Raw genomic sequence first — 14,533 nt, 5'->3', positions numbered from 1 at the left:
TGGCTCCGCTTCCCCACCCAAGCTTGTCGGCTTTACCGCCTCTCCATGCAATGGGTTCACTCCTGTGGATCGAAGCCGCCCTGTCTTTCGGGTCTATTATTCTTAAGAGTGTTTTAGGTGTTTTTCTGTGTAGCTCTCCATGCCTCTACCACGGCACCAGCAGATGGTAAAAACCGCCAAGCACGCTTAAGATTCCGCGAAGCCTTACGAGAATCCCTAAAGTTCTGCTTACACTCCCAACAAGCTGGCTGGAGGAGCGCTTTTCTGCGAAGCGGTTGCGTCAGTGGAGCCGCGCTAAGGCGAGGGCCGACGGTTCGCGTCCCCGTAGCGCGCCGCAGGTTCACATGCAGTAAAGCCCAGAGGTTCGGACGCGCTCGCGAACCGTCCAGCGAGCCAGTGGCGGAACTCGCAGACGCGTGCAACGAAGACACTGTCTTCGCACGGGTTAACTCAGCTAAGACGCGCTCCGCCTCAGAGCCCGACAGAACCGTCCTCTGTCAGTATCCCCTGTCAGGAAGGTTTTTTCAGAGTAGTTATCCGCTGAAGTTTGTAGTAAGATAATTAATTATATCCGAGGATATGTTGATGATATTATGGATACTTTTGGGAGGCGCTATGACGATGACACAAACAAAACCTGGTATTCCTGTTTCTGAGCAGGAAAATCTGCGAATTGATAATCTATCAACTGTACTACTGGCACTTGACTCACTGGCTATCTACAGAGGATTATTGGAAGATGATGTGATAAGTCGGCTTAGAGCCTTACTTATCAGCTTAACTCCAGAATCTATAGAGCTGAGAGAAGTTATTAACTTATATAACGATTTCTACTTTGAATTAGCCAAAAGCGGGACTATATCCCTAAAGGAATACATTACTGATAAAATCATCTTTGCTGAGAATCTATTCACCTCAAAACTTCAATCAGAGCAGACTCCGGAAACCTCCGCTATCGAAAAAACAGTCGTACAAGATTTGCAGGAACTGCAGCTTCTGGCAAATCTTGAATCAAAACAGCTCAAAGCAGAAATTAATCAGCGTTTAGATAATCCTGCCTATAATTCTCACGTCGAGAAACTCCCTGAGTGGATATCTGAGGGTCATGCTGCCCAATCTCCCCTTCATATTCAGCAAATCAAAGAGATTTTTTACCGTTCTAAACACTGGTCTGACTGTCTGGAGGAGCTTAAACAATTCTACCAACATAATGGCAGTGGGGTATTCGCCCGTTATATCGCCTTTGTCTGGGAAAAAACTAATGGCCAAGGCTATCTAAAGGGAATAGAAAGTCCGGATCCAATTACATTAAATGATCTGATTGATTACCAAAGCGAGCGTTCTCGCGTGATTGAGAACACCCTGCAATTTTTGCAGGGTGTTCCATCTAACAATGTTCTCCTTTATGGGGATAGGGGTACCGGAAAATCTTCCACAGTCAAGGCCATTCTCAATCACTACCATACCCAAGGGCTGCGCATGGTGGAGGTTCCTAAGGCCTACCTGGCAGATTTTCCACTGATTATTCGACATCTGAAGAATAGGTCTCAAAAGTTCATTATCTTTATTGATGACTTAGTCTTTGGGGATAACGAGGAAAACTACACTTCTCTTAAGGCTGTGCTGGAGGGAGGTCTGGAAAGCAAAACCCCCAACATTCTAATCTATGCCACCTCCAACCGCAGGCATCTGGTTAAGGAGTATTTTAGCGAACGGGCTGGCTTACATTCAGGTAATCATAATGAAGAAGTCCATGCCGGGGATAGCATGCAGGAAAAGCTTTCCCTGGCCGATCGTTTTGGGATAAACGTCGTCTTCTCTTCCCCCGATCAAAACCGTTATCTCAAAATAGTCGAAGGGATTGCCGCCAACAGAAACCTAAACATTGACAAGGAGCGCTTACACAAAGAAGCTCTCCAGTGGGCCCTATGGTATAACGGTCGTTCCGCAAGAACGGCAAGACAATTTGTGGATTGGATTGCGGGACGGGAGACCTTGAATACATAGGATCACTAACGAGAGCGTTTCTCCAGGCCCAACAAATCCTCAACCCTTTCATTCATGTACTTATAAGAATCTGCAATCCCTATATTATAAATATAGGGGCCAATGTTATCGAGAATATAATCTAGCAGAAGTTCGGCACCTAAATTGCCAATTTCCTCATCTCTCTCCTTGGAGAAATATCGCTTAAGATCCTCAACTAGTTGTTCTCTGATATCTTTTTTTAGTTCGATCTCCATTTTCTTCATAATAAAAAACACTCCATTTCAATAATCGAGACCTATATGCTTGTAAATCCCGAGACACTCACTTTAATAAGTGAGTGTTCCTTATTCTACTTTGCTGCTGGGAAAGTCCCACCAAAATCTCCTTGTTCAACTTTATAAAATGCATAAAAATCTTTAAATTGGATGATAATGTAAACATCTCAGAAAGGAGGTATATCAATGGACGATTACTTTGACAACCTTGACAGCACTGAAATCAACTTAAAATACTTCACCGAACAACATGGGCAAATTTATGATGCCTATGAGAAATACGGTCAGTTAATCCATAAAGATGGCGGCCCATTAGATGAAAAGACATGCTGGTTGATCAAAATAGCACTTTCAACTGAGTGTCAGTACCCCAGAGCTCTAAGGACACACATTTTAAAAGCAATACGCAGCGGCTGTACTAAAGAGGAAATTGAGCATGCCATTCTCCTGGTGGCCCCCAGCGCTGGTTTCCCAAGGACAATGCAAGGAATTCTGATTCTAAGAAACTTGTTAAACGAAGTTGAGGGGCATTCTGTTCACTAGTTCATTTTAATTATAATAATAGCATTTATCCATTCGGAAATGTGTATAAAGATCTAGCACTTAAACTAGCCCTCTGCCTTTAAGGAAAGAGGGCTTAGTTATATTTTTGCTCCCTTTTTCTATTACCCACATATTTCCTTTAACCTTTTCTTCACCTATACCTTATTGTAATTAAATGATATACTATATTCTTAAGTAAAGACAAATTTAATAAAAAGGAACGATTAATAATGATTAGTACCAGTGGGTTGACGTTAAGATTCGGTAAACGGGCATTATTTGAAGATGTTAACGTAAAATTCCTTCCCGGAAACTGTTATGGCTTGATTGGAGCTAACGGCGCCGGAAAATCTACTTTCTTGAAGATTCTTTCCGGAGAAATAGATTCTACCAGCGGTGAAGTTATAATAACACCTGGGGAACGTATTGGAGTTTTAAAGCAAGATCACTTTGAATTTGAAGAATTTGAAGTACTAACAACAGTTATTATGGGACATACAAAATTATATCAGATCATGGAAGAGAAGGATGCCCTCTATGCCAAACCTGATTTTTCTGAAGAAGACGGAATACGAGCTTCCATTTTGGAAGGGGATTTCGCAGAACTGAATGGTTGGCAAGCAGAGTCTGAAGCCTCGGAATTATTAATGGGGTTAGGCATCAATAAAGAGCTGCAAAGCAGTAAAATGAAGGAACTTAGTGGTAATGAAAAGGTTCGCGTTTTACTGGCCCAAGCTCTTTTTGGCAATCCCAACATTCTGTTGCTCGATGAGCCTACCAACCATCTCGATCTCCAATCCATTAACTGGCTGGAAAACTTCCTCTATAATTACGAGAATACCGTCATCGTTGTCTCTCACGACCGACATTTCTTAAACAAAGTCTGTACCCATATTGCCGACATTGATTTCGGTAAAATCCAACTTTATGTTGGAAACTATGATTTTTGGTATGAATCCAGTCAATTAGCTCTGAGATTAATGCGAGAATCCAACAAGAAGAAAGAAGATAAAATTGAGGAACTGCAGAGGTTTATTCAGCGCTTCAGTTCAAACGCCTCTAAAGCCAAGCAAGCAACCTCCCGTAAAAAGCAACTTGAAAAGTTAACCTTAGATGATATCAAACCATCCTCTCGTAAATACCCATACATTGCTTTCACCCCGGACAGAGAAGCCGGCAATAATATTTTAGATGTCAAGAATTTAACAGTTACTATTGAAGGAGAAAAAGTACTCGACAACATCTCCTTCCTTGTTAACAAGGGAGATAAGATTGCCTTTGTCGGCCCCAATGGTGTAGCTAAAACTACCTTGTTCAAGGTTCTTATGGGTGAGATCACACCTGACAGTGGGGAATTCAGCTGGGGAATTACCACAACCCAAGCTTATCTGCCATTGGATAACTCATCATATTTTGAAACAGATCTTAACTTAGTGGATTGGTTAAGACAATTCTCCAAAGATCCTGATGAATCTTTTGTCCGTGGGTTCCTGGGCAGAATGCTGTTTTCCGGAGATGAATCTTTGAAAAAGGCCAGTGTCTTATCTGGAGGAGAAAAAGTCCGCTGTATGCTCTCACGCATGATGCTCAGCGGTTCAAACGTTCTTATCTTTGATGAACCGACTAACCATTTAGACATGGAATCCATCACGGCCCTCAACAATTCATTGACTAACATTGACAGCAATATTTTATTCGTATCCCAGGATCATCAGTTTGTCCAAACTATTGCCACTCGCATCATTGAAATAACCCCTAAAGGATTGATTGATCGTCAATTAACCTTTGATGAGTATCTGGAAAATACGGATGTTCAAGCTATGCGCGAGGAAATGTACAGCTAATTTTCAAAAAATTTTTAGAAAAATAGTGTGATTTTGAATTTTACTATTTGACTTCTGCTCAATTTTTGGTATACTAAACAAAGCTCGTAAAAACTAGTGGATTTAAGCAAACCTTCTCCTATTACCTAAGTTTCCGGGAAGAAGTTGGTGAACTTGCCATGAAGCGCGGGTAATAATTATTTGGAGGTTTTTTTATTATGTTTAATGACAAAGTATTGAATTGCAAAGACTGTGGACGGGATTTCGAATTCACTGCATCAGAACAAGAGTTTTATGCAGAAAAAGGATTCACTAACGAACCAGGACGTTGCCCTGAGTGCCGTGCAGCTAAAAAAGCTCAGAACAGAAACAATGGCGGTGGCGGCGGTTATGGCCGTCAACAACGTGAAATGTTCCCAGCTATCTGCGCAACTTGCGGAAAAGAAACAACTGTTCCTTTCCAACCATCAGGTGACAAGCCAGTTTATTGCCGCGATTGCTACCAACCACGTACACGCAGCAATTGGTAATCACACCAATTAGTTAATTTAAACCTTCTCAGACTTTCGTCTGGGAAGGTTTTTTAATTTATACAATTATTTCTCACAAGTCTTTTGTAAATAGGACAATAATAGATAACTGGGAGTATCGTACTTACATAACGTTGTTACGATACCCCCAGTTTTAACTTCACTTAGCTAATAGGCTATTTGATTGGATACTGTACAATCACTGGACAGTAGCTGAGGTTGAAGATTCAGGAGCGGAGCTGGAATCAGGTGCTTTCTTTCCGCCCCACATCCGTCCGTCATGACCTCCACGCTTACCCATCATTCCCATTTCACCCGGTACAAATGTGCCATTTTTCAAGGCTTCTTTCTGCACCTCCAATTGAGCTTGGGCAGCATCACTCCAAGTCTTGATCTGTTCCTCTGTCAATTTGCCGTTACTTTTCACGGCCTCAATTTGAGCAGTTAAACGAGCTTGAGCAGCTTCACTCCAGGCCGCAAGTTGTTCGTCAGTCATAGGTTCCCCATTTTTGAAATTCATGATTTTATCACGCATTTCAAGATGTTTGCCCCCCATACCCGGACCAAAAACTTTACCTTCTGCTAAGGCATTGTCACTTGCTTCTTGTCGTTTGTCAATGAATTCCTTCATGGTCTCTGCCTGTTCAGCTGTCATGAGCCCAGCTTCCAGTTCTTTGTCGACAATTTGCTTCCGGATTTCAAACATTTGCTGAGTTAAGCTCTTAATTTCAGCGAGCTTAGCTGAATCTGTTGCAGCAAAAACTGCTGTGGCCCCCCCTGCTAACAAGACTGCACTTAGAACTCCAACAACAAGTTTCTTTTTCATACAATTCCTCCTTCATAATAGGTTCCGATCTTAAGTATGTAACTCCAGAATCGGTACACTCTTATGATATCCACTCAATATGGAAAATTTGTGAATTGAATTTTAAGAAGTTGTGTGCTTGGAGTAAAGATAATGTAGTCACATGGGATAATTAATTCCTAGCCTATCTTAGTATAGTTTAGCGTGGACTAATATCATAACGCCTTAGTTTTTCATAGAGCCAGGAGCGGGAAATTCCTAAGAGTCTGGCCACCTCAGATTTATTGCCGTTCATTTTAAGAAGAGCTTGTTCCAATGTTTCCTTATCCAAATGTTCGTGGACACTCTCTAAGTTCCATTCCTTCTTTAAGGGAAATGCATCTTCTTGTTTTTCTTCCCTTAAGTAAAAAGGCAGATCCGTTAATTCCAACAACTCTCCGGAGGCAAAATTCACTGCCCGTTCAATCACATTTTTTAATTCCCGGACATTCCCCGGCCAACGATGATTAACAAGAGTTTTTTGCACCTCGGGAGTAACCCCTGAGATTTGTTTGTCGAAATCTTGATTTAGCCGCTCTAAAAATACATGGGCAAGAGGAATAATATCTTCGGTCCGATCTCTAATAGGAATGAGTCGAAAAGAAATTACATTTAGACGGTAATACAGATCGCTGCGAAATTCACCACTTCTGACCTTCTGCAGAAGGTCCTTGTTGGTCGCTGTAATAATTCTTATATCAACTTTCACAGCTTCGTTACTCCCGATAGGCTCAAAGCTGCGATCCTCGAGGACCCTTAGGAGCTTGCTCTGAAGATTTAGAGACATATCTCCAATCTCATCCAAAAAGAGTGTCCCACCGTTAGCAGTTGCAAACTTTCCCAACTTACCTCCCTTTTGAGCCCCAGTAAAGGCTCCATGGGCATACCCGAAGAATTCAGACTCCAAAAGATTCTCTGGAACTGCCGCGCAATTCACCTTAACATAGGGACCATTTCGATAAGGGCTGGCCTGGTGGATAGCTTCCGCAAAAAGTTCTTTACCAGTGCCACTTTCTCCCGTCAGTAATATCGTAGAGTTTCCTCGAGCAGCAATTTGAGCCTCATTCTTCAAACGGCGCAGGTCTTGACTAACTGTCACGATCTGATTGAAGGTAACAGGCAGCCTTGTCGACCCTACCTGTTTTTTATAGAAATTTAGCTCATGATCCATTTGAGCTAACCTCTGCGCAACATCCTTAACTTCCTCCAGTTTTTGAAAAATTATTTTCCCCACTGCTCCGATGATCTTTCCTTGACGCACAATCGGCATACGGGAAACTATGTAAGGCCGGCCATTTATAACTTGAATTTCATTAGTCTCCGCCATGCCTGTTTTTAAGGTTCTCATTAATCGAGTATTCTCCATCACCTGTTCAACAGGCTGTTCCAGCAGCTCCTTTTCTCTCTTGCCAAAAAACTGGCAGGCTGCTTCATTAACTAAAGTAATTTTCCCCTGGTCGTCTACAACAAATATTGCTTCATAAGCAATGTTAGTGACTGTCAGCAGTGTCTCATACAAACGCTTCGTGGCATCCAGCTCCATAGCAACTTGGTCAAAATCCGTCAGAGCTTGGAATACGATGACTGCCCCTGCCAAATCCCCTATAGGACTAATATTACATAATACCTTAACCTGATTCATTTCCGTTTGTACTCCTACGAGATGTTGCGACTTTAGAATTACATCCCTCAGATCTAAGCCCGGAAAGGCATTGGTTAATTTGAGTCCCTGGATAGGCTCTTTAAGTTTAAGTATCTTCTCTCCCGAGGGGTTTATCCGTTGAATACAGTTATGTCGATCCACGACAATAATTCCGTTAGGCATAGCTTGATAGACTGTGTTCAGCTTTGTGGCAAGCTTTTCTGCTTCTTTAAATAAGGCCAGGATCATGTCTACCTTCGTAAAAATCCCCAGTACTTTTCCTTCTTTGTCCACGACCACACCTGTGCCCACCGAGCTTTGTTTCGCCCGTTGTTCAACCTCCTGGTAGGGAGCGTCAACTCCAACAGTCACAACTTGAGTATTAAAGTGTCCTTCAATCACTTCCGATGTATCCGCCCCGGCTAAGAAGGCATCTAATACATTTGCTTTAGTAAAGATCCCAATCAGAAGACCCGCTTCATCGACTACCGGCAGAGCATCAAGCTTAGTCCAGCGCAAAAATTCTACTCCTTGCCTTAGACTATCTTTCAGATGAAGGCTCGGCACATCGCTGGTCATCATATCACGCATCAGCATTAGGCTCACCTCTCGCCAAAAAATCTTATAACAAATTACTGCAGATGTCCTGAACCTGGTTGTACCCTCCTTGTATTCTCTCCAGGCAAGGCTTATTCCTTCATTTTCAGAACATTCAACATATAATTCGTACCCCCTAAGATATCCGCTTTCGTTGGAATCCCCCCCAATAAGGTTAACAATAGTCCCATTGGTTACTTTTTAGTTGCAGTAGGTTTGCACTTATCTTATTGCCATTAATCAACATATGTCAATATATTATGAAATATTTTACATTTGATGTATAGGGAGAAACACTCTGTGGCAGCAGAGTGATTGTGGTTTGTCTGATACGTTAAAAAGAGCCGATCCTACGGCTCTTCATAACCAGGCGCTATATTAAGCTTTGAATCTCCTCTTCCGTAAATCCCGATTCTCTTAAAATCCCCAGAGTCTGCTCTCCCCAGCCGGGAGGGGCATGATCCTGAAATTCTTGCTCTTCCGGAAATCTAAGAGGATTACTCACACATTCTACAGGCCTCCCATTAGGATGAAAAATTAAACGAAAGGAATTTCTGGCTTTTAATTGTGGATGCAGGCGAGCCTCTGCTAACTCGAGAACCGGTTCACAGCACACATCCTTGTCTCGTAAGAAACTGACCCATTCAACCTGAGACTTGCTTTTAAATATTCTTTGCACTTCACCGAAAACATGGGGATCCTGATCAAATTGCTTGCTTTCCAGGTCTGGTCGACCAACTGCCTGACAGAATGCTTGCCAAAACTTAGGTTCTAAGGCACCCAGACTCATAAAGCGACGGTCTCTTGTCTCATAGACCCCATAACAGACTTCCCCACCATTTAACATACCTTTCCCTCGCCTCACCGGGGGATCTTCTGCCGCCTGTTGAGCATAGAGCATCGTTAGCCAGGATACAGCTCCATCCAACATAGAGATATCAATATGTTGTCCTCGGCCTGTTGCCTGACGGGCGATATAAGCACTGAGTATTCCTGCGACTGCCATGAGGGCTCCACCCCCTATATCCGCCACTTGGACTGCCGGTGGAACGGGAGGGCCTTCAGCTGTCCCTGTCAGGCCTAACGCCCCGCTCAGAGCCAAATAATTGATATCGTGCCCGGAGCGTCTGGTATAAGGGCCATTCTGTCCATAACCCGATATGGAGCAGAGGATTAGTGCTGGATTCATTTTTTTAAGGTCTTGATAGCCGAGACCCAAACTCTCCATTACACCGGGTCGAAACCCTTCGAGAAGGATGTCATACTTACTAAGGAGACGACAAAAAGCTTCCCGCCCTGCTGAACTTTTCAGATTCAACCTAAGGCTTTTCTTATTTCTATTTAGTGACCAATAGAGGGCACTTTCCTTCGTCCCGGGGATGAAAGGCTTCATCCAGCGCAGATAGTCCCCTTGCCAAGGATCTTCAACTTTCAGAACCTCCGCACCCAAATCAGCCAGCAATTGAGTGGCATACCCTCCCGGCAACAATCTTGTTAAATCAAGAATTCGCACTCCTTTTAAAAGCTGATACATTGAGCCTGATCCCACTCCTTTATACCTATTAGAAGGATAATTCTCATTGCCATATTTTCCAATACTACCAACTCAAAGTCCCAGTTTTCGAGCAATAATCAGTTTCATTATCTCAGAAGTCCCTGCATAAATCGTATGCACTCTCACATCTCTGTAATGCCGAGCTATAGGGTACTCTTCCATATAGCCATACCCACCATAAAGTTGAAGACAGTTATAAGCCACACGATTAGCCATCTCGGCGATCCAGTATTTGGCCATAGAGACCCTGGCAACAACCTCTTGCCCCGCCATATGATCTGCAACAAGATTATCCACAAACACTCTTCCAAGCTCTACCTCAGTAGCCATCTCGGCAATTTTAAAGGAGTTGTGTTGGAATTTCCCGATAGATTGGCCGAAAGCCTCTCTTGTCTTGACATAGTTTATAGCGTCTTCTAGCATTCTCTCGGCCAAGCCTTGGGAGCAAAGGCTGGCGATTAAGCGCTCCTGTTGAAGCTTCTCCATAAGATATGAAAACCCCTCACCTGCCTCCCCTAAGCGATTGCTTACCGGAACTCGGCAATTTTCAAAATAAAGCTCTGCCGTATCTTGACTATGCATACCCAGCTTTTGAAGCTTTTTTCCTTTAGTAAATCCAGGTGTTCCGTCTTCCACAACAATAAGGCTGATTGTCTTGGGGTTCTTAAGTCCTGGACTTTCTGTTTTGACTGCAACAATAATCAGATCTGCAAAAATCCCATTACTAATAAAAGTCTTCGACCCATTAATAATATACTGATCGCCCTCCCGCACTGCGGTAGCCTTGATTCCTTGAAGATCTGATCCAGCTTGAGGTTCAGTCATGGCAAGAGCTAATATTTTCTCCCCCCGGGCACAGGCCGGCAGCCACTCGGACTTTTGCTGTTCCGTACCATAGGCCCAAATATAGGGAGCGACAATATCGCTATGCAGGCCAATCCCTATACCAACCCCTGCCCTGGCTAGTTCTTGATTAATGATGGCCGAAAACCCAAAGTCCGTTCCTGAGCCGCCATATTTCTCTTCCAGCCAGGGACAGAGATATCCCAGTTCCCCCATCCGCTGCCAAACCCAACGAGGGATCTCTTGGTTTTCTTCCCATTCGTCGATATGGGGAGAAAGTTCTTTTTCTACAAATTTCACAAAGGCTTGCCGAAATATCTTATGGTCTGCTGAATAGATGTCCATCTATTCTCCACTCCTCACTTCGCTCCTAAAAGAGCCTATTAGCTCTTTCTCTGAAAAGAAGTTCCATATATCTATTTAGGCTGCATGCGTATAGCTCCGTCCAGACGAATCGTCGTCCCATTGAGCATCGGATTCTCCAAGATGCTTCGCACCAGGAGTGCATATTCTTCAGGATAGCCTAATCTAGAGGGGAAGGGGATCATGGAACCCAGGGATTTTCGCGCATCCTCGGGCAAAGAATCAAACATGGGAGTTTCAAAAAGACCCGGAGCAATGGTCATGACACGAATACCATGAGCAGCCATTTCTCGGGCTATGGGCAAGGTCATTCCAACAATTCCTCCCTTCGAAGCACTGTAAGCAGCCTGCCCGATTTGTCCTTCATAGGCGGCTACGGAAGCCGTGCAGATCATCACACCCCTCTCCCCCCCTGGGTTAGGTTCATTGCCTACCATCTGGGCCGCAGCCAGCCGAATGACATTAAAGCTTCCTATCAAATTTACCTGCAGAGTTTTAGCGAAACTTTCTAAAGTATGAGTTCCCCTCTTACTGATGACCTTTTCAGCAGTTGCAATTCCTGCACAATTTACCACGACATTTATGGAGCCAAACATCTCAACAGTCTTAGCCAAGGCCATTTCCACACTCTCAGGATTGCTGACATCCATTTTCTGAAATAGAGCATTGCCCCCCAATTCAGAGGCCAACTTTTCTCCTCGCTCTTCCGCAAGGTCGAGAATCATAGCCTTGCCTCCATCATTGACAACTCGTCGAACTGTTGCTTCACCTAGGCCGGAAGCACCTCCCGTGACAAAAGCCACAACTTGTTTCATATTCATAAATAACTCACCTTCCTTTATTCTTTATCAAAACCTCAATCTAATCGCTCAATAATTGTGGCATTGGCCATACCATGTCCCTCACACATGGTCTGTAGCCCATAGCGTCCCCCTGTTCGTTCCAGTTCGTGGATCAAGGTGGTCATAAGGCGTGCTCCGCTGGCTCCCAGTGGATGACCTAGGGCGATAGCTCCTCCATTGGGATTAAGTTTCTGCGGATTAGCTCCCGTGTCTATCAGCCAAGCTAAAGGAATTGCAGCAAATGCTTCATTTACCTCGAAGATATCAATGTCCGAGAGGCTGAGACCGGCTTTGGCTAGTACCTTTGCTGTAGCCGGAATGGGGCCTGTCAGCATTAGAGTCGGATCGGATCCTACCACACTTCTGGCCAAAATCCTGAAACGAGGCTTTAGGCCTAACTCCAAAGCTTTTTCCCGAGACATGACAAGTACTGCTGCTGCTCCATCTGAAATCTGGCTGGCATTGCCGGCGGTAACTTGCCCATTTTCTAAAAAAGGAGATTTCAAACCGGCCAGTTTCTCTAAGCTTGTATCCCGCCTAGGGCCCTCATCTGTGTTAAAGATCTTCTCGCTGCCATCAGGTAAAAGCACTTTGACAGGCATTATCTCCCGCTCAAACCGGCCTGCTTCTTGGGCCATAACTGCCTTGCTATGGCTTTCTAAAGAAAACTCATCCATTTGTTGGCGGCTAATCCCCCATTTTTGGGCAATTCGTTCCGTAGAGAGACCTTGATTAATAATCTCATAGCGCGAGGTAAGCTCTTGGGATAGATTCGTCCCTTTAACATTAGAGCCCATAGGAACTCGCGACATATTTTCCACACCTGCTGCCACAACAATATCCATATCTCCCGCTAAAATTGCTTGAGCAGCAAAATGGACAGCCTGTTGACTCGAACCACACTGACGATCAATTGTCACCCCGGGTACATGTAAGGGATAATCAGCAATCAATGCTGCCTGCCTTCCGATACAAAAACCTTGCTCCCCAACTTGAGTGACACAGCCCATAACCACATCCTCGACTAAAGCCGAATCCACTCCTGCCCGCTTCACAACTTCTCTCAACACCATACCTGCCAAATCCTCCGAACGAAGGCTGCTCAATAATCCCTTTCTTCGACCTATGGGGGTTCTCACCGCTTCAATGATCACTGCTTCTCTCACTGTTTTTACCACCCTTCTTATTCACTGTGTCCTCTCGTCCCTATTCTTTAACGTGGAGCAAACATCTTAAATATAATATATTTGAATTTTCTGTTATTAACGTGCTGAACACTGCAATTACTGTGCCAATCAAGATCAAAGCCCTTATTTCAAGTGAACGACTAACTCTATCAGCTTGCCCCTTGTCCTTTGCCAATTCGCAGTTGTCCTGAATGACGGACAGTTGACAACACACTGCACACCTTGATTGGGAATTATTCATTCAGAAATCAGGGAAATAGCGCTTAGGCATACTGGCATTAAAATTGCAATATTCTGAAAAGAAAAGGAGGTCAATCACGTGGATTTTGAACTATCTGAAGAACAACAAGCCTTTCAAAGCCTCGCCTACAAATTTGCTCTGAAAGAATTTCCACCCTTCGCCCAAGAATGTGATCGCGAGGAAAAATACCCTCGGGAAATCTGGCAAAAGGCTTGTGAAGCCGGGCTGGTGGGAATTGCTATACCTGAGGAATATGGCGGCCCCGGAGGAGGCTGGATGGAAACAGCTTTGATCACAGAACAACTATCTCGGATAGATTTAGGCCTTGGCCTAGCCGCGGTTGCAGCAACTTTCGGTGCAGAAAACATTATAAATTATGGCAGCGAAGAGCAGAAAAAAACCTATCTCCCCTTACTTCCTGCCGGGAAGGCAATTTTCGCCGGGGCCTATACCGAGCCAAACGCCGGGAGCGATGTGGCGGGAACCTCAACTCGAGCCGTTAAGGATGGCTCAGACTATATCATTAATGGCAGCAAAACCTTTATTACCAACGGAACAATTTGCGACTATATGGTGGCACTATGCGTCACAAACCCTGATTCACCGAAAAAAACTCAGCGCCACAGCTTAATAATTGTTGATGCCAACAGCCCAGGGATTACGCGGATGAAAATCCACGGCAAGATGGGAATTCGAGCCTCGGATACAGCTGAAATCACCTTCGAAGATGTCCGAGTTCCTCAAGCCAATCTTGTCGGTAAAGAAGGTAATGGCTTTTACCAACTAATGCACTTCTTTGATCAGACCCGCATTATGGTTGCCTCTCAAGGGCTTGGTTTAGCTCAAGGGGCCTTAGATTTAGCCTTGAAATATGTTCAAGAACGCAAAACCTTTGGTGTCCCTCTGGCTGCCAACCAAGCCATTCAGTTCCAACTGGCTGAGATGGCAACCCGGATAGAATTAGCCCGCAACATAATTTATAAGGCCGCTTGGAAGGCGGATAATGGACAGCTGGATCCCGCCCTTAATGCCATGGCCAAATTTTATTCCGGGGAAACCGCAGTCTGGGTTACTGACAAAGCTTTACAAATGCATGGAGGCTACGGTTATATCGATGAATATGATATTCAACGTTTTTATCGCGACGCTAAAATATTAGAAATTTACGAAGGTGCCAAAGAGATCGAAAAAATCACCATTGCCAAACGGTTGTTTTAAGACTTCATTTTGGTTCGGAAACAATTAAAGGAACTCCTGGC

Annotated in this window: 12 protein-coding genes; 5 read left to right on the top strand and 7 right to left on the bottom strand. The window is 44.1% G+C overall.

The annotated features are described in order from the left end of the window. Positions 1–621: 621 nt before the first annotated feature. The gene (locus DP73_RS09920) at positions 622–2,007 is read left to right on the top strand and encodes an ATP-binding protein (protein ID WP_205623379.1); all 1,386 of its coding nucleotides are present in this window, start codon (positions 622–624) and stop codon (positions 2,005–2,007) included. 5 nt (positions 2,008–2,012) lie between these two features. On the opposite strand, the gene DP73_RS09915 is transcribed toward DP73_RS09920, so the two are convergent. Further along, the gene (locus DP73_RS09915) at positions 2,013–2,252 is read right to left on the bottom strand and encodes a DUF2164 domain-containing protein (protein WP_034599213.1); all 240 of its coding nucleotides are present in this window, start codon (positions 2,250–2,252) and stop codon (positions 2,013–2,015) included. Between the two features lie 198 nt (positions 2,253–2,450). On the opposite strand from DP73_RS09915, the gene DP73_RS09910 reads away from it, so the two are divergent. The 3 genes from DP73_RS09910 (at position 2,451) to DP73_RS09900 (ending at position 5,160) form a co-directional block, all read left to right on the top strand. Continuing rightward, complete coding sequence (locus DP73_RS09910) at positions 2,451–2,807, top strand: carboxymuconolactone decarboxylase family protein (RefSeq protein WP_034599212.1); 357 nt, start codon at positions 2,451–2,453, stop codon at positions 2,805–2,807. Positions 2,808–3,037: 230 nt separating this feature from the next. Continuing rightward, a complete protein-coding gene (locus tag DP73_RS09905; RefSeq protein WP_034599211.1) occupies positions 3,038–4,651 on the top strand; it encodes an ATP-binding cassette domain-containing protein in 1,614 nt (537 codons plus the stop codon). Between the two features lie 197 nt (positions 4,652–4,848). Continuing rightward, complete coding sequence (locus DP73_RS09900) at positions 4,849–5,160, top strand: zinc-ribbon domain containing protein (RefSeq protein WP_081963007.1); 312 nt, start codon at positions 4,849–4,851, stop codon at positions 5,158–5,160. A gap of 199 nt (positions 5,161–5,359) precedes the next feature. Here the strand turns inward: DP73_RS09900 and DP73_RS09895 are convergent, their stop codons facing one another. From DP73_RS09895 to DP73_RS09870, 6 genes are all read right to left on the bottom strand, one after another. After that, positions 5,360–5,986, bottom strand: a complete 627-nt coding sequence (locus DP73_RS09895) for a DUF2680 domain-containing protein (RefSeq protein WP_034599208.1) — start codon at positions 5,984–5,986, stop codon at positions 5,360–5,362. 178 nt (positions 5,987–6,164) lie between these two features. Next, entirely contained in the window at positions 6,165–8,243 is a 2,079-nt protein-coding gene (locus DP73_RS09890) for a sigma-54-dependent Fis family transcriptional regulator (RefSeq protein WP_034599206.1), read from the bottom strand. A gap of 373 nt (positions 8,244–8,616) precedes the next feature. Continuing rightward, complete coding sequence (locus DP73_RS09885; protein WP_034599205.1) at positions 8,617–9,777, bottom strand: CaiB/BaiF CoA-transferase family protein; 1,161 nt, start codon at positions 9,775–9,777, stop codon at positions 8,617–8,619. A 72-nt stretch (positions 9,778–9,849) separates the two neighbouring features. Beyond that, entirely contained in the window at positions 9,850–10,986 is a 1,137-nt protein-coding gene (locus DP73_RS09880) for an acyl-CoA dehydrogenase family protein (protein WP_034599204.1), read from the bottom strand. Positions 10,987–11,057: 71 nt separating this feature from the next. Beyond that, a complete protein-coding gene (locus DP73_RS09875) occupies positions 11,058–11,825 on the bottom strand; it encodes a 3-hydroxyacyl-CoA dehydrogenase (protein ID WP_034599203.1) in 768 nt (255 codons plus the stop codon). Between the two features lie 35 nt (positions 11,826–11,860). Continuing rightward, the gene (locus DP73_RS09870) at positions 11,861–13,012 is read right to left on the bottom strand and encodes a thiolase family protein (protein WP_034599202.1); all 1,152 of its coding nucleotides are present in this window, start codon (positions 13,010–13,012) and stop codon (positions 11,861–11,863) included. Positions 13,013–13,352: 340 nt separating this feature from the next. Here DP73_RS09870 and DP73_RS09865 point away from each other — a divergent pair, with 340 nt between their 5' ends. Then, the gene (locus tag DP73_RS09865; protein WP_034599200.1) at positions 13,353–14,492 is read left to right on the top strand and encodes an acyl-CoA dehydrogenase family protein; all 1,140 of its coding nucleotides are present in this window, start codon (positions 13,353–13,355) and stop codon (positions 14,490–14,492) included. Positions 14,493–14,533: the final 41 nt, after the last annotated feature.

It is taken from the genome of Desulfosporosinus sp. HMP52 (genome assembly GCF_000765145.1).
Lineage (GTDB): Bacteria > Bacillota > Desulfitobacteriia > Desulfitobacteriales > Desulfitobacteriaceae > Desulfosporosinus.
This window is presented reverse-complemented; position numbering and strand designations above follow the sequence as displayed.